General features: G+C 51.3%; 19 protein-coding genes and 1 pseudogene. 10 read left to right on the forward strand and 10 right to left on the reverse strand.

From position 1 onward, the window contains the following. Positions 1 to 169: 169 nt before the first annotated feature. Positions 170 to 1,285, forward strand: a complete 1,116-nt coding sequence (locus AC1D1M_RS06540; protein WP_477775001.1) for an AraC family transcriptional regulator — start codon at positions 170 to 172, stop codon at positions 1,283 to 1,285. Here the strand turns inward: AC1D1M_RS06540 and AC1D1M_RS06545 are convergent. Further along, on the reverse strand, positions 1,282 to 2,880 hold the full coding sequence (locus AC1D1M_RS06545; RefSeq protein ID WP_477775002.1) for a phytoene desaturase family protein: 1,599 nt from the start codon (positions 2,878 to 2,880) through the stop codon (positions 1,282 to 1,284). The two genes, AC1D1M_RS06540 and AC1D1M_RS06545, sit on opposite strands and share 4 nt — an antisense overlap. Before the next feature lie 288 nt (positions 2,881 to 3,168). Between AC1D1M_RS06545 and AC1D1M_RS06550 the strand changes: the two genes are divergently transcribed. Both AC1D1M_RS06550 and AC1D1M_RS06555 read left to right on the forward strand, forming a co-directional pair. Continuing rightward, positions 3,169 to 4,074 carry a TauD/TfdA dioxygenase family protein gene (locus AC1D1M_RS06550; RefSeq protein WP_477775003.1) on the forward strand — a complete coding sequence of 302 codons (906 nt, stop codon included), beginning with the start codon at positions 3,169 to 3,171 and terminating at the stop codon, positions 4,072 to 4,074. Then, complete coding sequence (locus AC1D1M_RS06555) at positions 4,071 to 4,385, forward strand: EthD family reductase (RefSeq protein ID WP_477775004.1); 315 nt, start codon at positions 4,071 to 4,073, stop codon at positions 4,383 to 4,385. The genes AC1D1M_RS06550 and AC1D1M_RS06555 overlap by 4 nt, the downstream gene beginning before the upstream one ends. Positions 4,386 to 4,484: 99 nt before the next feature. On the opposite strand, the gene AC1D1M_RS06560 is transcribed toward AC1D1M_RS06555, so the two are convergent. The 8 genes from AC1D1M_RS06560 to AC1D1M_RS06595 form a co-directional block, all read right to left on the reverse strand. After that, on the reverse strand, positions 4,485 to 5,606 hold the full coding sequence (locus AC1D1M_RS06560) for a PLP-dependent cysteine synthase family protein (protein WP_477775005.1): 1,122 nt from the start codon (positions 5,604 to 5,606) through the stop codon (positions 4,485 to 4,487). Between the two features lie 32 nt (positions 5,607 to 5,638). Beyond that, complete coding sequence (locus tag AC1D1M_RS06565) at positions 5,639 to 6,016, reverse strand: Rid family detoxifying hydrolase (protein WP_477775006.1); 378 nt, start codon at positions 6,014 to 6,016, stop codon at positions 5,639 to 5,641. A 104-nt stretch (positions 6,017 to 6,120) separates the two neighbouring features. Continuing rightward, positions 6,121 to 7,623, reverse strand: coding sequence for an FAD-dependent oxidoreductase (locus AC1D1M_RS06570; protein WP_477775007.1), 1,503 nt, complete (start codon positions 7,621 to 7,623; stop codon positions 6,121 to 6,123). Positions 7,624 to 7,901: 278 nt separating this feature from the next. Then, a complete protein-coding gene (locus tag AC1D1M_RS06575; RefSeq protein ID WP_477775008.1) occupies positions 7,902 to 9,212 on the reverse strand; it encodes an NAD(P)/FAD-dependent oxidoreductase in 1,311 nt (436 codons plus the stop codon). 70 nt (positions 9,213 to 9,282) lie between these two features. Further along, positions 9,283 to 9,948 carry an amino acid ABC transporter permease gene (locus tag AC1D1M_RS06580; RefSeq protein ID WP_477775009.1) on the reverse strand — a complete coding sequence of 222 codons (666 nt, stop codon included), beginning with the start codon at positions 9,946 to 9,948 and terminating at the stop codon, positions 9,283 to 9,285. Positions 9,949 to 9,958: 10 nt separating this feature from the next. Further along, a complete protein-coding gene (locus AC1D1M_RS06585; RefSeq protein ID WP_477775010.1) occupies positions 9,959 to 10,627 on the reverse strand; it encodes an amino acid ABC transporter permease in 669 nt (222 codons plus the stop codon). Then, on the reverse strand, positions 10,611 to 11,414 hold the full coding sequence (locus tag AC1D1M_RS06590) for an amino acid ABC transporter ATP-binding protein (RefSeq protein WP_477775011.1): 804 nt from the start codon (positions 11,412 to 11,414) through the stop codon (positions 10,611 to 10,613). Before AC1D1M_RS06590 ends, AC1D1M_RS06585 begins: the two co-directional genes overlap by 17 nt. Before the next feature lie 48 nt (positions 11,415 to 11,462). Next, entirely contained in the window at positions 11,463 to 12,284 is an 822-nt protein-coding gene (locus AC1D1M_RS06595; protein ID WP_477775012.1) for a substrate-binding periplasmic protein, read from the reverse strand. 273 nt (positions 12,285 to 12,557) lie between these two features. Between AC1D1M_RS06595 and AC1D1M_RS06600 the strand changes: the two genes are divergently transcribed. Continuing rightward, entirely contained in the window at positions 12,558 to 13,061 is a 504-nt protein-coding gene (locus AC1D1M_RS06600; protein WP_477775013.1) for an Lrp/AsnC family transcriptional regulator, read from the forward strand. Positions 13,062 to 13,105: 44 nt separating this feature from the next. On the opposite strand, the gene AC1D1M_RS06605 is transcribed toward AC1D1M_RS06600, so the two are convergent. Then, positions 13,106 to 13,717: an acyl carrier protein phosphodiesterase gene (locus tag AC1D1M_RS06605; RefSeq protein WP_477775014.1), complete on the reverse strand. Its 612-nt coding sequence runs from the start codon at positions 13,715 to 13,717 to the stop codon at positions 13,106 to 13,108. A gap of 314 nt (positions 13,718 to 14,031) precedes the next feature. Here AC1D1M_RS06605 and AC1D1M_RS06610 point away from each other — a divergent pair, with 314 nt between their 5' ends. From AC1D1M_RS06610 to kefC, 6 genes and pseudogenes are all read left to right on the forward strand, one after another. Continuing rightward, positions 14,032 to 14,364: a carboxymuconolactone decarboxylase family protein gene (locus AC1D1M_RS06610; protein WP_030128763.1), complete on the forward strand. Its 333-nt coding sequence runs from the start codon at positions 14,032 to 14,034 to the stop codon at positions 14,362 to 14,364. A 74-nt stretch (positions 14,365 to 14,438) separates the two neighbouring features. After that, positions 14,439 to 15,557 carry an alkene reductase gene (locus AC1D1M_RS06615; RefSeq protein WP_477775015.1) on the forward strand — a complete coding sequence of 373 codons (1,119 nt, stop codon included), beginning with the start codon at positions 14,439 to 14,441 and terminating at the stop codon, positions 15,555 to 15,557. Positions 15,558 to 16,077: 520 nt separating this feature from the next. Beyond that, positions 16,078 to 16,461: pseudogene (locus AC1D1M_RS06620) on the forward strand (phage infection protein); the annotation flags it as partial. Between the two features lie 537 nt (positions 16,462 to 16,998). Beyond that, on the forward strand, positions 16,999 to 17,217 hold the full coding sequence (locus AC1D1M_RS06625; protein ID WP_223507970.1) for a tautomerase family protein: 219 nt from the start codon (positions 16,999 to 17,001) through the stop codon (positions 17,215 to 17,217). Positions 17,218 to 17,405: 188 nt separating this feature from the next. After that, positions 17,406 to 17,927, forward strand: coding sequence for a glutathione-regulated potassium-efflux system oxidoreductase KefF (gene kefF / locus AC1D1M_RS06630; protein ID WP_223507971.1), 522 nt, complete (start codon positions 17,406 to 17,408; stop codon positions 17,925 to 17,927). 1 nt (position 17,928) lies between these two features. Further along, positions 17,929 to 19,740 carry a glutathione-regulated potassium-efflux system protein KefC gene (gene kefC, locus AC1D1M_RS06635; protein WP_477775016.1) on the forward strand — a complete coding sequence of 604 codons (1,812 nt, stop codon included), beginning with the start codon at positions 17,929 to 17,931 and terminating at the stop codon, positions 19,738 to 19,740. Positions 19,741 to 19,772 lie beyond the last annotated feature (32 nt).

Raw genomic sequence — 19,772 nt, forward strand, 5'->3', positions numbered from 1 at the left:
TCACTCCGTTTCGAAAGGCGTCCACGATAGCCGTGGAATATCCGCATCAGTCGTGCTAAATAATCATCGTATTACTTTGCTGAACTCGAATTCACAGTAGCAATACTGCGCCCGTACAGCGGCGTGTCTCTTCCAAACCACGCATAGCGCGTCGGCTAACGGGCATAAAATGACTCGACCTCTCACCGTCAGTGCCACTTGGCTTGTAGGGGTCATCGAGGAACTTTCTCGGCAAGGTATCGATCCTTCCCGTTTGGGAGCGCCTTGGGCTCAACACTTAGAAGACGTAGCGTCTACGCGACAGCTTCAACTCGTACAGGTGAGAAGGCTTTGGCAACGTGCCATGTACCTTTCGCAGGATCCACTACTCGGTTTGAAGGTTGGCATTGCACTCCCGTTGCAATCGATGAACGTCGTTGCCCTGGTCTTGATGCACAGCAGTTCATTACGTCAGGCGCTCGCCCACACTGTCAGACTGCAGCAACTGGTCAGCAACTCTGGTCGTTTTTTTACTGAACCGGCTTCCAACGATGGCGTTCAGCTGGTTTACCACGTAACACCTAGCCCAGTCGCGATGCATCCCGCCCAACTAGATTCGCTGTTTGCCGCGTATATGCGTCTTCTCTATAACTGTATGCCGGCTGACCGCAGGCCAACCCGAATTGAGCTACCTGGCACTGCCCCATATTTAGCCGAGCGCTATCGGCCCTATTTTGAATGTCCCGTCGCTCTTGGAGTAGAGCACGCTCGTATCGTATTTGACGCTGAACTGCTGGACTCACCCTGGCAGGCTGCCGATCCAACCCTGCTTCGCATCGTACTCGGTCGCGCAGAGGCGATGCTTAAAACCCAGGGTCGCTCCGACACGCTCGTTGATTACGTGACTGCTGCCATCGCCGCGCAGGGATTTTCGGAAGCGAATTGCGACAGCGTAGCGCGCTCGCTGGATCTCAGCAGGCGTACTCTTCAGCGCCGATTGGCTGAGCGCGGTTCATCCTTCCGCCAATTACTGGAAGCGGTGCGTATGAGCGAGGCATTGGAGGGCCTGGCTGATCCTGATCTGCCGCTTGTGATGCTGGCAGAACGGCTGGGCTATGCTGAGCCCAGCGCATTTTCGCATGCTGTGCGAGGTCACTTCGGTAAGGCACCTAGTGCACTGCGGCATGAGTTGGTAGGTAGCTTATTTGCTGAAGGAAAGGCTCTTGCAATCAACAGTACTAAGAGCTCCGATCATCAAAATACGACCTGTGAAGCCAAGTCGACCCGGTGCGAACTCGAGGGCTAAAGCTCCCGAAAAAGGTCACGTTCAAGAACGGCACTCGCCGCAACCAGCCCACTGACCATCGCGCCACTGACTCCGGCAGCCGTCACATCCTGTCCGCCGAAGTACAGCCCTTTAACAGGGCCGTGTGCGCGCATCCAGCGTTGTGCAAAACGAAGCGGTGTTTGCTCATATCCCATGAAATTACCGTGGCTACGGTTTAGAAAGTGATTGAAGGTTAGAGGTGTAGCCAACTCGGCATGAGCAATGCTTCTGCCGATCTGAGGATAATGTTTTAACGCTACGGCCATGAGGTCTTCGCTCAGTCTTGCCGTCATATCCTCGTACTCTGCACCTCTGTGCTTCCACTTCGTGCCAGTGAAACGCTCGAACACTGACCAATCAGTCAGGCCACATATATCCATCGTGCTCTGCTTAGGATGACGGTCAGGCCAACTCGGATCCCGCAGTGATGGGTGGGCTATGAAATGCAGAGGCATGGGCTGCCCCTCTGGATCGGCCTTGTACCGTGCGAGGTTCGCTGGAAGATCGTTGCTTGGATGCACCCAAAGATTGGCTGGATGAATTTTCAGATCAGCGTTTGCGATGTCGATGCCAAGGTTAAGCACAGCAAAACATTGAGTGGTACCAATGCTCTTACTTACCTCGCCCAAAGGCTGGCTCAGTTCAGGATCAGCATGAGCCAGAAGCGGTACTGTTTGAGAGATACCAATCGCACTGACGACTCTGTCCGCGCGAATCTGGCTTCCATCAGCGGTTTGTACACCCACCACACAACCATTACATATTTCGATGCTCACAACTTCTGCCGCCACCAGGCAAGCTCCTCCTGCAGCACGGACAGTGTCGGCCATTGCTGTGGCGATGCGTTGCGAGCCGCCAACGGGGTAGCTAGCACCATCGATGTAATGGCTGAAGACCATGGCATGGATCGCAAAAGAGGCCTCCGCTGGGGAATTGCAGTAGTCCCCGTAGTTCCCACACCAGACAGCCTTGAGGTCAGCGTTGTCAGTCAATTCGTCCAGAACATCCTGCACCGTGCGCTGTGCAAGTGGCATGAATGCAGTCTGAGCCCTGCTGAACGCTGCCTCAGAAGCTGAACGTGGCAATGCCCGCTCTCCGAAGAAGGATTTCGCAGCCCGGCTTGCTTCACCCACTAGCTCTACGTAACGATCGATCGCGCGCGCCTCCTTCGGAAAGTAGTCCTTGAGTCGATCCTTGTAGGCTTCTGCACCGGCCATATGATCGTAGCTATTGGCACCTACGATGATGCGATTGTAGTTTTCGGGCATGGACGCCCATTCAAGTTGCCCGCCTGAGACTTTGTCAAAAAGGCGATAGAGGCCACTCGTTTTGCGATGTACCTCACCCATATAGTGCAGGCCTACGTCCCATTCGAAGCCTTGGCGTTTGAAGGATTGCAAGCAACCGCCCAACACCGCGTGGCGCTCTAGCACCAAAACGCGCTGGCCTTCGAGAGCCAACAATGCGGCTGTGCTTAGACCGCCTGCGCCAGAACCTATAACGATCGTGTCGAACCTGCCGTCTAAATCACCACGGGCCAACGCACGCTTAAAACTCAGATCGTAATCACTCATCGCTCGTCCCCTTCCCTGCCCTTTCCGGGATTTTTATTGATCATTTGCGGCGCATTCGCTGCGCAGCTTGGCCCAGTGTGGGTGGGTGGGGAATTTGCGTGAATGGCACCACGCGCCAAAGATTTGTTACGACACGACAGTTCAAAAGGGGGAAACCACCGCTAAAGGTATTGGCATCTCAGATCAATTCTCTGTCGCACGGTAGCAACGACAGCACAGGACTGACATTAGAGAATCGCTCCACGGTCATCCTGTGATTTGTTTATAAAAACGAGAGAAGGGACTGCGATGATAGACAGCAACTTTAGGCATATTCAGGTGGAACCCGAGGCTCACGGTTTTGGAGCCAGGGTTACTGGTATTTCGATTGATAAGCCACTCACGGCGGCTGTGCTTGAAGAGGTTAAGAAAGCGTGGGCCAGGCATTCAGTAATTTTCTTCCCGGATCAGCCGCTCTCCCACGCACAACTAGAGGCGTTCACGCTTCAGTTTGGTGAGTTCGGAGTAGACCCATATATCGTTCCGATGGAGGCCCACCCACATATTCTAGAACTCAGGCGCGAGCCTGATGAAAAGGCGGTCAATTTCGGTGCGCAGTGGCACTCAGACTGGAGCTTTCAAGAACATCCACCGGCGGGCACCATCCTGCATTCCAAGATCACTCCACCAGTGGGTGGCGATACGCTTTTTGCAGATGGCTACCGTGCCTACGATGACCTTTCTGAGACCATGAAGGGACTTCTGAATCATCTCGTCGCGATACATTCTGCGAGCATGCCCTATGGTAAAAACGGCCTGTTCGCAAAAGAGACTGAAGCACGCTCAATGAAGATTGTGGTCAGTGAAGACGCCGACAAAACCTGGCCACACCCGCTGGTACGTGTACATCCCGTAACGGGTCGCAAATCCCTCTACGTGAGCCCTGTCTACACGCAGGGTATACAGGGTTTGACTCATGGAGAATCAACGGCGCTGCTGAGTTATTTGTATCAGCACATGGTGCAGGACACATATGTCTACCGTCACCGGTGGGCGCCGAACATGCTTACCCTGTGGGACAACCGCTGTACGCTGCACAATGCAGACGGTGGATACGATGGTCATTTACGCGTAATGCATCGAACAACCATCTCAGGCGAACGCCCTGTTGGTACTACCGCCATTAAATCACTGAACCAGGAATACGCCCTATGATCGACGTAAGCATTTTTTACCCGAATGAAGCTGGCTGCACCTTCGACTTTGATTACTATCGTGATCATCATATGACAATGATTCACGAGAAGATGGCCGGAGCCTGCAGTCACTTCACCATTGAAAAAGGCCTTCAGGGCCCAATACCTGAAAGCGATCCGGCCTACATTGCGATAGGCCATCTATTCTTCGAATCGCTCGACGCATTTGCCGTCGCATTTGGGCCGCATGCCAAGGCTATAGGGGCGGACATAGCTAATTACACCAGCATTAAGCCCATCATTCAGATCAGCGAAGTGCTCGTGGGTTAACACGTTGTGGGCATCTGGAATCAAAGCGCCAGATGCCTATCTCTGAAACACTGCATAAGAGACACCAGCATAAATAAATATGGATCAATTGATACCTAACTAATCGCTCCGTACATTTTTGCAAAGACTGATCAACGATTTGTCTAAACTCTTTCCATCAAGGAAATTATTCAAATATTCCTCGTATGGTTTTATGTCAATATTGGCTTCTTTAAGCCAGTCAGTATCGTAATAGGTGGAAGCATAGCGATCACCTGAATCGCAAATAACCGAGACGATTGATCCCGTTTGCTTCTGAGAGCGCATTTGTTCGGCTATGCAACATACGCCGAAGAAATTCGTTCCGGTAGAGCCACCAACGCGACGCGATAGCCGCTCTGAAAGCACATGCATCGCAGCAAGTGAGGCTGCATCAGGAATCTTGATCATGTGATCAATTACATCGGGGATGAACGAAGGCTCAACTCTAGGTCGACCGATACCTTCGATCCTGGACGGAGTCACACACGTGCTGCCCTTATTTCCACTCTCGTAGGATTCGTAAAAGGCGGAGTGTTCAACGTCAACGACGCAAAGTCGAGTATTCAGGTGTTTATACTTGATATACCTTCCGATTGTGGCAGAAGTACCTCCAGTACCGGCACTCATGACCACCCAAGTCGGCTCTGGATCCTGCTCCATCGCCATTTGGGAAAATATGCTTTCTGCGATGTTATTATTGCCGCGCCAGTCCGTAGCTCGCTCCGCGTTCGTGAACTGATCTAAATAATGGCCGTCAGTGTCACGAGCTAGTTGCTCGGCAACCATGTAAATCGATGCAGGATTGTCAACAAAGTGGCATTCTCCTCCTAGTCGGATGATAGCGTCGATCTTCTGGCAGCTTGTGGAACGCTGCATTACTGCAGTAAAAGGCAATTTTAATAGTTTAGCAAAATACGCTTCGCTAACCGCTGTTGAACCAGAAGATGCCTCAATCAAATGAGTACCTTTCTTGATCCAGCCATTGCAGATGCCATACAGGAAAAGCGACCTTGCCAACCGGTGCTTCAAGCTACCTGTAGGGTGAGTAGACTCATCCTTCAGATAAATCGATATCCCAGGTAGGCCGTTAAAATCTAGAGGAATCAGATGTGTATCGGCAGAACGATTGGCGTCCCCATGCAACACGCCGATTGCCCAGCGTGTCCAGTCTTTATCCTGATTTCCGAGATTAAGATTCATAAATATCCTGTATTTGGCTACTGATTCAACATTCAGTCCAGCGCGACAATCGCGTCTACTGCTACGAGGGCTCCTTTTGGTAGTGCGGAAACCTCGAATGTGGCACGAGCAGGGAATGGAGAAGAAAAATAGGTAGCATATACGTCATTTAACTTCGCAAAATCACTTAAGTTTGTGACCATTATTGTTGTTTTGATTGTCTTTGAAATATCGGTACCCGCTGCCTCAGCAATTGCTGAAATATTACTCAGGCACTGCTTCATCTGAAGCAAGGCATCCTCCGCCACTAGCTCTCCCTTGGAAGGGTCAATGCCGAGCTGTCCCGAAACAAATAGATACTCGCCATGACAGACTGCCTGGGAATATGGGCCAACTGCTGCAGGAGCCAACAAAGTGGAAATATTTTTCATAAAAGCCCACTATCCTTTGTTAAGAATAACAACAATTAAAAATTCTTTATTAGTAAAGGTATCGATTGCCGATACCTTTGACAAGGTAACCAACGACACCTAATTCAATCAGCGAAAGCTTTGCTAATTTGAGTTGAATTATTGAAGGGGACGACTCCCACCATCTCAAACTCGGCATAATCGGTGAACTTATTATAAATTTCTTCAGCATCCTCAAGGTATAGCGACTTTGTAATACCACGTACCGCACGAGGAACTGAATATCTAAAGCCGCTGATGGCCGAGCCGGAAAGTCCCATACTTACAAGTGCACTGTAGGTAAAATTGAATACCCGTGAAATGTATGGAGCTTCCCCGGGCCGTTTTTCGACGAACTCAAAATTTTCGCCTAAATAAGGATGACTGGAAATCTGAGCATCCTCCTCCCCATGAGCTGGATTATATTTGTCTTCCCAGAGCGCAATGTCATTAGCAATACTTGAAAGCTCTGGGCGTAGAGAAAAGTCATTAACAAAGCCGACGGCAACTATCAAGTAGTCAACCTTTAGCTTATCTCCAGACGCCAGGGTGACTTCAACTTGCTCCTTTCCGCCATCAACTACGAGCTTGACCCCTTCCCAAGCTGCATTAGTACGAACGCCTGCGCCCTCTAAACCTGACAAGCGATTATAGGCGTCTTGGGGAGCTGGAATGTTGTACCTGAACATATGCCGCATGTATTTCCACTTCAGGCAATCATCCATATCAGCGTAATGATTGAGAAATCCTGCTTTCGCCATCCATATCTGGGGATTGATTCGCTGTATATCCTTACGTCGAATACAGACGGTCGCTTCTAAAGCACCAGCCTCCAGCGCGGTAGAAGCGTTGTCGAATGCAGATGCACCAGCACCAAGAACAGCGATTTTCTTCCCTTCGAGCTTTGAAAAATCGATATGCTCTCCTGAAGACGCGTATCGATCTTTAGGCAATGCCGATGAGATGAATTTAGGTACATGCCATGCGCCACTGCCATCAACACCTGTTGCAACAACCACTCTGCGAGCATAAACAACATCATGAGCCTGTGCTTGCCCTTGCTCGTTGAATCTGGTTAGTTCCAGTCGAAACAGTTTGTCCTCGGGAATGACCTTCGATACCCCAGTAAGATTCTCGACTGGAATTTTCAAAGTATCCCGACACCAGGTGAGATATTCTTGCCAGTCCTCTTTCGGAATTTTGTTCAACAGCTCCCAAGCCTCTTCGCCGTACTTGGCTGTGTACCACGCTTGAGGTGCAAGACTGGTTAATGTTGCATCAATACCAGGCAAGTGCTTTACAGTACGCAAAGTACGCATACGCGCGGTATTGTTCCACGGGCCTTCAAGGCCCTTGGGCTGACGATCAAAAACAACGATATTATCAACCCGCTCGCGCATTAGGCCCGCAGCGATTGCCAAGCCGCCTTGACCTCCCCCGATGATGGCAACGTCATAGACATGCTCGCCGCTAGAGTGCGTTTTAGGCAGCACCCAGGGATCATGGGGAAAACGCAAAACGTGGAGATCGGCTTGCACCCTGGAAGCCAACTCATCTAGAGCACGGTACTCTGTTGATTTCACACTCATTTTTCTTCACCTATCTACATAGATCCGAAATATAGGTCATCTCGTTGCAAGCGGCCGACTGGAGGCACGCATATCGCTATTTCGCCAATTGGTTCGATAAAGTCAGTGTATTCTTCCTTTACCAAAATCAGTTTCCATTCTTCAATGCTTAGCGCATAAAAAACTAAAAAAACTTCTAAGAAACTCAAGAATGTTAGAATAAATTTCCTACATCTAAGCTGGCTGTGACTTCAGCGCCTCAGGAGACCGCCAAAGCCACGATTTTTTTCCGTTACTGATTACGTAAAAAGCAATGTATTACGATAGAAACGAATGCCAGCGTCATATGCCTCTAATGCAATTTCCCGCATAGGGTACTTAGCGGACTGTTTCAGTGGCAGCGGTGTGACTACATCCTCGCCGAGTGCGATTTTAGCCAGCATTTTTCCGAAATAAGCATTTGGCGCAATGCCTCGCCCGTTACATCCGATGGTTGCAAAGATGCCCGGGCGCGGTTCAACGAGATGCGGCAATCTGTCGACCGTTTGGCCAAGCGTGCCTGACCACCGATAGCCCCATTTGAATGTAGGCGCGAATGGGTAGACAAACTTCATTGCACGGTTTACCCAGTTATCCCCTTCCGAATGAATGGGAAGGAATCCAATAGATCCAACATGAAGACGCCCTACCGGGTCATATCTGAACCAAAGCGGTATCTTATGGGTGTCCCACATGGCGATGTAGTGAGGCAAAATTCGCTCTCTCCACTCAGGAGGTAGCGGATCTGCAGTGGCGATACCAAAAGCACCAAGAGGCATAATTTCCTCTTTAAAGCCTGGTACCAGATCGTTGCTGTATGCGTTGGTTGAGAGAATGACCTTGTCGGCTGTTATTGTCGTATTGCCGGTGGTAGCAACCCATCCGTTACCTGAAGGCTCCAGGGATGTCACTTTAGAGCCGGTGGATATTCTAAGACCTCTGGCAACTGCGGCTCGCGCTAACCCGCGAACGTAGGCAAGCGGTTGAAGGGTAAATCCGCGATGATCGATCAGCGCAGCTTTGTATCGGGTCGATCCGTTCATCTCTTCGAGTTCAGAGCCATAGACCATCTGAACATTTGCGCCCAAGGCTTGCCAATCCGAGGCCTGGGTTTCGAGTTCTCGTGTTTTCTGAGGAGACGTTGAACAGCGGATGATAGGCCTTTCGTCAGCAGCACAATCAATATCGTAATCGCGTATCAACTGACGGACGACGTCTGGGGCGCTACCCAATTCCTTCAAGAAGAGCTGGCCATAATCGGGGCCTAACGCGCGGAGGATTTGTTCGGGCGAGAGGAACTGGCCAGGATTCACTTGCCCAGCGTTCCGACCGCTCGCACCAGAACCAATTTCTTGGGCCTCAACCAATATCGTCTTAGCACCGCGCTCCGCACAGTGGAGTCCTGCCGTCACACCGTTAAAGCCGCCACCGATGATCAACACATCGCACGACTCTTGCCGTGCAAGGATCACGCTTTCTGGCTTTGCCCCACCAGTCGCAGACCACATTGAATGGTCGATCTCAGATTCTTGTCCGCTAATGAAAGGTCTATCGCCATTAAACATAGTCATCCTACTTCGCTACGAGCGCTTAAATTATTAACTGTTATCAATCGTTACAAAGTGTTTATTTCTTGCTCAACTAAATAGCCATGGTATGCAGAATTTTCCGCTCCAAGGCAGTAACTGCCCGGGTAATAGGAAATGCAATAACAAAATAGATTACTGCCGCTGCTGTCAAAAGCTCCACTGGGTGCCCTGTACGGTTAGATATGTTTTGACTGACAAACATTAAATCGGCCATACCAACTGCGGATACGAGCGCACTTTCCTTGAACAGGCTGGTGCAATTAGACAAGAGCGTTGGTGCAGCTCTGAGCATCGCCTGTGGAAGAAGGACGTACAACGTATGCACACGGTAAGTCAGCCCCAGGGCGATACCGGCATCATGCTGTTCTTTACTAACGAAGCTGAACGATGCACGGAACGTCTCACTTGTGATGGCGGCCATATACAATGTCAGCGCAATAACCCCGCAAGTCAGATTCGATAATTCTATACCCAGCACTAAAGGCAGGCAGAAGAACATCCAAAACAACTGGATCAAAACCGGTGTCCCACGAAACAGAGCGACATAGACGGTGCTGACCCCATAGAGGATCTTATTTTTTGAGCTCCTCGCAATCGCGACCAAAAAACCTAAAGCGCATCCCAACACAACGCAGATCGCTGTGAGCTTTAGAGTTAACAAAAGGCCGAAAAGCAACGCAGCCTTGTAATCGAAGATTACTGAAAAATCTAGTTCCATGGCCGCATCCTCACGAGTTTTCCGCTTTACGGCGGCGCTCTATGTATTCTACGAGCTGAGATATAGGAAACGATATTGCGAAGTATATAAGAGCGATAACGGTAAACACCTCGATAGGTCGATAAGTGTCGGTGGCTAGTATTTTTCCCATATACATAAGATCTTGCAAGGCGACGATTGCGACCAGCGCAGTTTGCTGGAATGCACCAATGCCATTTGCAACCAAAACAGGTAACGCCGAACGGAATGCTTGCGGAAGCACCACATACACAGTTCGTTGAAACGGAGAAAGTCCCAGAGCAACAGTTGCATCGTATTGATTGCTTTGAACTCCCTGGATGGCCGCCCTGTACGCTTCCGCGTTGAACGCAGCAAGGTTGAGTCCAATCGCCAAAATCCCCATCGTCAGTGCGTCTATGTAAACATCGAAGATGATTGGTATGCAGTAGAAAAACCATACGATCTGGACAAGCGCAGGGGTACAGCGGAAAAACTCGATGAACAGGGTAAACGGCCAGCGAAGAATTGGATTGGGGCTCATAACCAATAGCGCAATTACGAAACCCAGGGTCAATCCGATGATATTCGCCGCTACGGTGAGTTCAAGGGTTACGACTAACCCTTTGAGCAGCGGCCAGAGCCCATTCGCGATGAAGAACAAATCAAATTGATAGTTCACGTCCGACTCCTTCAGTCTCGCCAATATGAAAGACTCGCTGAATGAACTCTCTCGTTCGAGCTTCCTTCGGCCTACCGAGTACCTGCTCAGGAGGCCCATCTTCGACCACTACGCCGCCAGCGCAGAAGATCACCCGGGAGGCGATGTTTTTGGCAAAGTGCATATCGTGAGTCACTATCACCATAGGCATAGCCTGTTCAGCTAAATGCATAATGACTTGCTCTACCTCAGCAACCAACTCGGGATCGAGAGCTGAAGTAACTTCATCAAACAGCATTAGCTTTGGATCAAGCATCAAAGCTCTGGCGATGGCGACCCGTTGCTTCTGCCCGCCAGACAGGTGAGCTGGATAGGCTTTTTCCTTTGCCTCCAACCCGAATCTCGTCAACAAACCGCGCGCTCGAAGTTCTGCCGACTGCTTTGATTCACCTCTTACCTTGATCGGTGCGAGTGTCAGGTTCTGAAGGATATTGAGGTGGGGGAACAATGTGTAATGCTGGAAAACCATTCCAATATTACGACGGATCTCCTTATCAATTACGGTTTTTCCGTACTTGTCCGTCGTAATATAGTTTTTGCCCTGGAACAATAACTGGCCTTTATCAATATCCTCCAACCCCATCAATACGCGTAGCAGCGTGCTTTTTCCTCCACCACTCGGCCCAATCACGACAACACGGTCACCAGGGCACATGCTAATGTCCAAACCTTGCAGCACCGGCTTTACGCCGCCTGCATAGCTCTTGTGCAGCCCCTTCATCTCTACAAGATACTTTGTATTTGCCATTAGCTTCTACTCCAAGTTCAGACAGCCTCTAACACTCACTAAGACAAATTACTTAGTTTCGTGCGCGATCGCTTTATTGATTAGCTCATCCATATGACCGGTCGCGACGGCGTCATTGATATAAAGGTCTAATACTTGAAGATCAGCGTATGAGGTATCACGCCGTAGGCCGAACGAAACACCTTTTTTATCGATCGCTGGTACAGGTCTAAGAACTACCGCCCAGTCGCGGTGAGAAGCGGCGAAAAGGTCATTAGCTGCCGATGTATCGAAAATCACATCAGCTCGTTTGGACATAACAGCCAAACGGATTTCGTCCGGGCCAGGCAGACGCATGATCGATGCGTTTTTGATGATGGCCGTTAAAGACTTATCCTGAGCCGTGCCAGATGACACCGCGATGGTGACTCCCGGTTGGTCGATATCAGCAACTCCCTTAGGCTGATTCGTCTTGGGATTTTTCTGGTTGTAAATAAAGGTCGATTCGGTAGCTGAAAGGTTTTTAGAGAACACGATAGAGAGCGCACGTTGCGGGGTAGCCGTAAGTGCCGGTGCCAAATCCCATTTTCTGGATTGCAAGCCAGCGATCATGTTGTCCCAACTGGTGTCCACAAAGACCGGTTTGACCTTCAGTATTTCAGCGAACTCTCTGCATGCGTCGACAAAGAAACCTGAATACTCCCCGGTCGCCGGGTCTTTCATGATGTAGGGCGGAGCCTCTGCCGTGCCACATCGAATAGATCCAGATTTTTGGGCTGCGGCCCATATGCCATCCCCCTCACCCTCGGCGTAAACACCTGATGATCCGGTAACCACTCCTACTAGAACCAATGCCGGTAACAGACGCATGCCCATACGTTTGAAAATCATATCGGTATCTCCTAGTGATGCGCCGGCCATGCGCAGATTTGAGGGAATGGCCCTCTAAGCCTTTGTTGTTTTCAGTGCCTAGGCTCTCGGCTGGAAGGCACCTCTTTTTTTGTCCCTGGTGGAGCACTCCGCTCGATCCGTCTCGCTGTTGAAAAAAGACTACCATTTGACATTAGGTAAACAATTGCAAAGTTTCCACACCTCAGACCCTTGACATGGAAGCAACTTCCAAGGTTTTCTCTATCTGTGCAATATTTTTTCGAGGCTGTGTAAATGACCAGTTCTTCAAAGCTACCGGATCGATCCTCCCGCCTAGACCGAATCGATCGTCGGATCTTGGCGTGCCTTCAGCGCGACGCTACCCAGCCTGTAACGGAGCTCGCAGAGCAGGTCGGCCTCTCCATGACGCCTTGCTGGCGCAGAATTCAGCGCTTGGAACAACAAGGCTTCATCAAAAAGCGTGTGGCTATCCTCGACAGAACGACGCTCAATGCCAAAGTGACAGTGTTCATCATGATCAAAACAAGAGAGCACTCCATTGAATGGATAGATCGCTTCTATCAAGCGACCCGCGACATGACAGAAATTGTCGACATTTATCGGATGAGTGGTGAGGTTGATTATCTGATTCGCGCTTTCTTGCCTGATATCCAGGCTTATGACGTTCTCTATAAGAAAATCATTGGGCAGCTACCCGTGTCGAACATCACGTCTATGTTTGCAATGGAGGAAATAAAATCAACGAGCGAAGTGCCACTTGATTTCATTCCTGACTAAATCAGTGTTAGTGCCGGCTGGTTTGTTTCATGCCGGCTGCTGAGTCAACCGTTTACCACCTGAGGTGGCAGTGTTTTTCCTATTTCCAAACTTGGTTGAGCGTACTGCCATAGCATTGGGTAAAACTCTTGAAAGTCTGCACTCAGCGGCTCGTATAGCTCTGTCAGCTCTTCATAGGCACCACGCAAGCCTTCTGGTTGCGATAGCCGCTGGGAAATGACTTCAAGCCCATGCCCGATCATTGAAAAATCCCGATACGCACCAAGCCAGTCTTCCGAGATGATCAACGGTAAGACTCGAGCCAGACGTTCCGGTAATGCGGGCTCGCTCTCTAAAAGTTGATAGACGTTTTGAGAATAAACATCTAGGGGTACATCGGCGTACCGCTCCCAATCTCGCGCTAGGCAATGATCGAAAAACATATCCAGCGCGATTCCCGCATAACGACGCCTTGCTAACGGGAACCGACCGAGCGCCCGCTTCACCAGGGGGTGAGAATCCGTGAAAGCATCAATTCGGCGATGCAACCTGATCGCTTCTTCAGTTTGTGCAGAAAAATTTCCTGAAAGCGTCCCTTTTACAAAATCCCCATAGAGACTCCCCAGCAGCTGCTGCGGCTCCTGACCGCCCAAATGAAGGTGTGCAAGGTAGTTCATCAGAGATTCCTACTAGCTATATGGCTTTCTGAATGGTCGTCCGCCGGACTGATAAAACGGGCGCCTCCTGCTCGAAAGCGGCCCTCCTTAGCAAGGCTACCATTCACTAGGTAGGTCATCAATACCAGATTTTTAGCTGCTCAGCCAGCTTGGCGGGGCAGCTAAGGTCAACCGCCATCCTTCCCTAAAAATGACAAAATCACGCCGAATGTCGGATCATTCATTGCAAGCCTACCAACTAGATGGTAGCGTATGTCCAGATTAAAAATTAACCCCGTGAACCTGCAGGGCGTTAACGCCCACGTGAGTACCCTATGCAAGATTGGAAGCAAACTCGTCAAGACATCAATGCCCGTCTGGTACAGCTGAATAGCCTGTCCCCTGAAACACTGAAAGGCATGGCATCGCTAGGGAATGCCGGCGCGAAAACAAATCACCTGGACGCCAAAACTCGCGAACTGATTTCGCTGGCTGTCGCTGTCACAACCCGCTGTGATGGATGCATCGCCTTCCACGCTGCTGAGGCCAAAAAGCTCGGTGTAACAACTGAAGAGGTTGCAGAAGCTTTGGGCGTAGCGATCAACATGAACGCTGGGGCAGCGCTTGTGTACAGCACTCATGTTTTGGATGCGTTCGATAAGCCTTAACTCAAGGTATCGCTAGGACATCGTTACGAAGACTTGCCAAGTTTATCGCCCAGTATTTACTACGAGATTTTTTCATGAATAAGCTATTCACCCCTTACGATCTGTCAGGCATTGCGCTGAAAAACCGTGTTGTCATGGCGCCAATGACCCGCACCCGAACCCTGGATAACATTCCAAATGAGTCCAACGCGCTGTATTACGCGCAACGTGCTTCTGCTGGTTTGTTGATCACCGAAGGCCTGCCGATTTCCGACGAAGCTCGTGGCTATCTTTTCACCCCTGGCATTTACGCTGATGAACATTTGCCAGGCTGGCGTAAAGTCACCGACGCCGTGCATGCCAAGGGCGGGAAAATTTTTGCGCAACTCTGGCACGTTGGCCGCATGTCTCACCTCTCGGTGCATGGCATGGTGCCGGTATCTTCGGGTACGCAGCCAGCAGTTGATACCACGGTGTATGCCTGGATCGATCCTGGCAAATCCGGCCCGGTTCAACCCAGCGCCCCACGTGCATTGGAAACTGACGAAGTGAAACGCGTTATCGCGGACTTCGTGAAATCTGCGCGCATGGCGATGGACGCCGGTTTTGACGGTATCGAAATCATGGCTGCCAATGGGTTCCTGTTCGATCAGTTCCTGAGCAGCGCCCTGAATACTCGTACCGACCAATACGGTGGCTCCATCGCCAATCGCCAGCGTTTCTTGCTGGAAACCATTGACGCAATTGCTGCCGAAATCGGTGGTTCGAAGATTGGTGTACGGTTCTCGCCGTTTGGCCGCCTGTATGACTTCGGTGTTTACGAAGGCGAAGAAGAAACTTGGATGAGCATGGCGGCCGCCCTTAATGACCGCGAACTGGCGTTCGTTCACCTTAACTACCAACCGACCATCCTCGCTGCGCAAACACCTCCGGGTTTCGGCGCCGCATTCCGCGAAGCCTACAAAGGCACCTTGATGGCTGCCGGCGGCTTCACCAAAGAGATCGCAGAGTCTGAATTGGCCAAAGGTGAACTCGACCTGATCGCTTTCGGCACCGCCTACATTGCCAACCCTGATCTGGTAGAGCGTCTGCAGAACGACTGGCCATTGGCGGAAGGCGATCGCGCAACCTACTACGGCGTCAGCGATTCGATTGACAAAGGCTATACCGATTACCCGAACTACGTTAACGCTGCTGTTCCGGCTGAAGCGTAATTACGTTAAGGCACAGCCTACGTTCAGTTATGCGTGGGCTGGCCTGCTCTGAACCTTAACTAGGCTTTAAATATTAATTTGAAAAGTGTTAGGGAGAGAAGTTATGAACCGTAAGATTGTTTCCGGGTTATTTTTATCAGCCATTGGAATATACGTCTTGGGGCCTCAATCTCCGTTACGTGCCGAAGCGCAAGACCCGTCCTCCGCAAGCTCTGTGTTTGTCGTTGATAGCCAAGCCACACCTACCGCAGTCGCGTCTGATGGTTCGGATCATGTCGGTGCAGGCGCATTGGCTCGGAGCGGTGCTGAGCGTGACAAAGGCCAGGTGGCCGCCGACGGTGCTGATCATGTCGGGGCAAAAGGCGTCGCCGCTGATGGCGCTGATCATGTCGGCGCAAAAGGTATTGCCGCTGATGGCGCTGATCATGTCGGGGCAAAAGGTATCGCCGCTGATGGTGCTGATCATGTCGGCGCAAAAGGTATTGCCGCTGATGGCGCTGATCATGTCGGCGCAAAAGGTATTGCCGCTGATGGCGCCGATCATGTCGGCGCAAAAGGTGTCGCCGCTGATGGTGCTGATCATGTCGGCGCAAAAGGTGTCGCCGCTGATGGTGCCGATCATGTCGGGGCAAAAGGTGTCGCCGCTGATGGCGCTGATCATGTCGGCGCAAAAGGTATTGCCGCTGATGGCGCTGATCATGTCGGCGCAAAAGGTGTCGCCGCTGATGGCGCCGATCATGTCGGCGCAAAAGGTCTCGCCGCTGATGGTGCTGATCATGTCGGCGCAAAAGGTCTCGCCGCTGACGGCGCCGATCATGTCGGGGCCAAAGGTATGGCTGCCGACGGCGCCGACCATGTCGGGGCCAAAGGTATGGCCGCCGACGGCGCCGACCATGTCGGGGCAAAAGGTGTGGCCGCCGACGGCGCCGATCATGTCGGGGCAAAAGGTGTGGCCGCCGACGGCGCCGATCATGTCGGGGCCAAAGGTATGGCTGCCGACGGCGCCGATCATGTCGGGGCCAAAGGTATGGCCGCTGACGGCGCCGACCATGTCGGGGCCAAAGGTATGGCCGCTGACGGCGCCGATCATGTCGGGGCCAAAGGTATGGCTGCCGACGGTTCGGATCGTACGGGTGGAAATCAAGTTGCTTCCACTGAACCTAGAATTCGGGTCGGTGGTATTGGTTCCGATGCGGTGGCTTCATCTAGGTAGTTTTTTACCCAAACTATGTCAGCGCTGACCGAACCGTTCCGGCTGAAGCGTAATTACGTTAAACACGAAGCCTTCGATCAGTTATGCGTGGGATAGCCGGTCGTAATGCGCGCCTCGCCTGTCTGTGTGTATGTGAAAAAACTGGTATTGCAACCCGCTTTTCCAAAGTCACGAAGATATGGGCGTCTTCGAAACTGACCTATAGCCCTCATTGAAATGGAGCACACCATGCCGTTAGTAATTATTAAAGGTATCGAAGGCGTTTTCACGGAAGAGCAAAAAGCCGAAGTGATTCATAAAGTTACTGAGGCAATGGTCTCAGTTGAGGGTGAAAACATGCGCGCCCTCACTTGGGTTCTTTTTGAGGAAGTTAAAAGTGGTAGCTGGGGTATTGCCGGCGAGCAGATCACTGCTGAAAAGGTGCTGAAAATCCAAGCAGGTGGATAAAGCGCTAACATGATTACTCAGCCCTTCCTGGTTTTGGTGCATCAGGTCTTTCGAGACTCGTCCCCCACCTCCAAGGAGGGCTTTTTCATTGAAGGTGCTCCTATTGTCCTCATAGATTTGAATGGAAACCACCCGTTATGTGAATACTTTATTACTCATCGAACTAACGGACATCCTGGAGGCCATCATTGATTCTTATCATTTACGCCCACCCCTACCCAGAAAAATCACTTGTCAATCAAGCAATGCTCAAACGAGCATCCAGCAATCCCGACGTAGTCATACGCTCCCTGTACGACCTTTATCCAGACTTCAATATCGACGTTGAAGCCGAACAGCGAGCAGTCGAACAAGCACAGCTGCTCGTATTGCAACATCCGATGTTCTGGTACAGCTCCCCGCCCCTTCTGAAATTGTGGATCGATAAAGTTTTCACTCGCGGTTGGGCATACGGTAAAGACTCTGTCGCCCTCAAAGATAAGAGACTGTTGTGGGCCGTCACGACGGGTGGCGAACACGACCATTTCCAAATAGGCGACCACCCTGGTTTCTCAGTGCTGGCCCAACCTCTTCACGCAACGGCAATCTATTGCAACATGCGCTGGCTGAACCCGGTCGTGGTACACGGCGCGTATGCCGCTGTACCCGACTCCCTGCACTCACAAATCGAGCACTATTACGCGCGTTTGACCTCCTGGAAGGAAGATTGATATGGAGACTCATAGTCTGATTGAAATGCTCATTTACCTGGGCTCAGCAGCCTTGATAGTGCCAATCGCCGTCCGGTTAGGGCTGGGCCCAGTATTGGGCTACTTGCTTGCGGGCTGTCTAATCGGCCCATGGGGGCTGAAGCTCGTTACAGACGTCAAGACCATTTTGGAGTTTGCTGAAATCGGCGTCGTACTGATGCTGTTTATCATCGGACTTGAACTCGATCCCAAACGACTGTGGGCCATGCGCCGAATGGTATTTGGTGGAGGCTCACTTCAGATGCTGGCTTGTGGCGCCGCTATCGCGTTGTTCTGCGCTTTGCTTGGTCTGAACTGGACAGCAGCTCTGCTGGTGGGGCTTACACTAAGCCTTTCGTCCACTGCGATTGCTATGCAAGCGATGAATGAACGCAATCTGACCTCGACTGCCGTTGGACGCAGCAGCTTCGCCGTGCTGCTGTTTCAGGACATTGCAGCCATTCCCTTGGTCGCCATGATTCCGCTGCTGGCTGCCAATGGTGGTACCCCTTCTGGTGCAGCCCTGGCGCTATCTATCGCCAAAATCGTGGCAGCGATAGGTGCCGTCGTGATTCTGGGCCAATACGTTTCTCGACCCGTACTGCGTTTCGTTGCACGATCTGGCTTGCGGGAGATTTTCAGCGCCGTGGCGCTTTTTTTGGTATTCGGGTTCGGCTTTCTCCTAGAGGAAGCAGGATTGTCGATGGCCATGGGAGCATTCCTCGCGGGCGTACTGCTAGCCAGCTCTGAATACAGACATGCTTTGGAAAGTGACATTGAGCCTTTTAAAGGGCTGCTGCTGGGACTTTTCTTCATCGGCGTCGGCATGTCGATTGACTTCGGCACATTGATCAATTCGCCTTTGAAGGTTATGACCCTTACCTTTGGTTTCATACTGATCAAGCTCTTGGTGATCAAATCTGTGGGCCGATTTCTGAACGTGCCTACCGGTCAGCGCTCATGGCAGGCAGTGTTTTTAGGCCAAGGGAGCGAGTTTGCATTTGTCGTTTTCGGTGCTGCAACGGTTGCTGGTCTACTGACCGATCAGTGGGGAAAAAGCCTGACTCTGGCAGTTGCGCTATCCATGTGTTTAACGCCCTTGCTTATCCTCCTGCTCGACCGACTTGAGTCCGCAGCAAAAAAAGACAGCCAGGAACCCGACATTATCGACCAACAAAATCCGCTGGTAATCATTGCGGGATTTGGCCGTTTTGGTCAGATCGCCGGGCGCCTCTTAATATCCTGCGGAGTCGAAGTGGTGGTACTGGATCACGACCCCGACCACATTGAGACACTACGTAAATTCGGGGTGAAAGTTTTTTATGGGGACGCCACGCGTCTTGACTTGCTGGAAGCTGCCGGCGCGGCCCAGGCAGTTGTGCTGATCAATGCAATTGACGACCAGGAAGACAACTTAAAGCTGACCAGGCTGGCCCAAGAGCACTTTCCAGCGTTGAAGCTCGTGGTGCGCGCTCGCGACATGGGGCACATCATCACCCTTCGGCAAATGGGGGTGGATGCGGTCGAGCGAGAAACCTTTGAAAGCGCACTGTCCCTGGGACGAACTGCGCTGGAGTATATGGGGGTAGGACGTTACGAGGCCCGGGAAAGAGCTGATCGGTTCCGACGCCTGAATCTGGAGATGCTGGAAGAAATGGCTGCTCAGTCAGCGGAAGATTCTGAGTTTAAGTACGATGCCTACAAACGAGCGAACGCACTCCTAACGGAAATATTCAACGAAGATCGGGCTCATCCGATCAATGATTGGCCAGAACGGCATCGAACCAAGGAGTAAGCATTCGGGGAATCGCAGCTTTCGAAGACATG

Source organism: Pseudomonas sp. P1_F7, from assembly GCF_056405655.1.

Bases quoted from the DNA above. Each gene is read 5' to 3' on its own strand.
- AC1D1M_RS06540 (WP_477775001.1), top strand. From the start codon at position 170: ATGACTCGACCTCTCACCGTCAGTGCCACTTGGCTTGTAGGGGTCATC.
- AC1D1M_RS06555 (WP_477775004.1), top strand. From the start codon at position 4,071: ATGATCGACGTAAGCATTTTTTACCCGAATGAAGCTGGCTGCACCTTC.
- AC1D1M_RS06625 (WP_223507970.1), top strand. From the start codon at position 16,999: ATGCCGTTAGTAATTATTAAAGGTATCGAAGGCGTTTTCACGGAAGAG.
- AC1D1M_RS06600 (WP_477775013.1), top strand. From the start codon at position 12,558: ATGACCAGTTCTTCAAAGCTACCGGATCGATCCTCCCGCCTAGACCGA.
- AC1D1M_RS06605 (WP_477775014.1), bottom strand. From the start codon at position 13,717: ATGAACTACCTTGCACACCTTCATTTGGGCGGTCAGGAGCCGCAGCAG.
- AC1D1M_RS06565 (WP_477775006.1), bottom strand. From the start codon at position 6,016: ATGAAAAATATTTCCACTTTGTTGGCTCCTGCAGCAGTTGGCCCATAT.
- AC1D1M_RS06545 (WP_477775002.1), bottom strand. From the start codon at position 2,880: ATGAGTGATTACGATCTGAGTTTTAAGCGTGCGTTGGCCCGTGGTGAT.
- AC1D1M_RS06595 (WP_477775012.1), bottom strand. From the start codon at position 12,284: ATGATTTTCAAACGTATGGGCATGCGTCTGTTACCGGCATTGGTTCTA.
- AC1D1M_RS06615 (WP_477775015.1), top strand. From the start codon at position 14,439: ATGAATAAGCTATTCACCCCTTACGATCTGTCAGGCATTGCGCTGAAA.
- AC1D1M_RS06560 (WP_477775005.1), bottom strand. From the start codon at position 5,606: ATGAATCTTAATCTCGGAAATCAGGATAAAGACTGGACACGCTGGGCA.
- AC1D1M_RS06590 (WP_477775011.1), bottom strand. From the start codon at position 11,414: ATGGCAAATACAAAGTATCTTGTAGAGATGAAGGGGCTGCACAAGAGC.
- AC1D1M_RS06610 (WP_030128763.1), top strand. From the start codon at position 14,032: ATGCAAGATTGGAAGCAAACTCGTCAAGACATCAATGCCCGTCTGGTA.
- AC1D1M_RS06570 (WP_477775007.1), bottom strand. From the start codon at position 7,623: ATGAGTGTGAAATCAACAGAGTACCGTGCTCTAGATGAGTTGGCTTCC.
- AC1D1M_RS06580 (WP_477775009.1), bottom strand. From the start codon at position 9,948: ATGGAACTAGATTTTTCAGTAATCTTCGATTACAAGGCTGCGTTGCTT.
- AC1D1M_RS06550 (WP_477775003.1), top strand. From the start codon at position 3,169: ATGATAGACAGCAACTTTAGGCATATTCAGGTGGAACCCGAGGCTCAC.
- kefC (WP_477775016.1), top strand. From the start codon at position 17,929: ATGGAGACTCATAGTCTGATTGAAATGCTCATTTACCTGGGCTCAGCA.
- AC1D1M_RS06575 (WP_477775008.1), bottom strand. From the start codon at position 9,212: ATGACTATGTTTAATGGCGATAGACCTTTCATTAGCGGACAAGAATCT.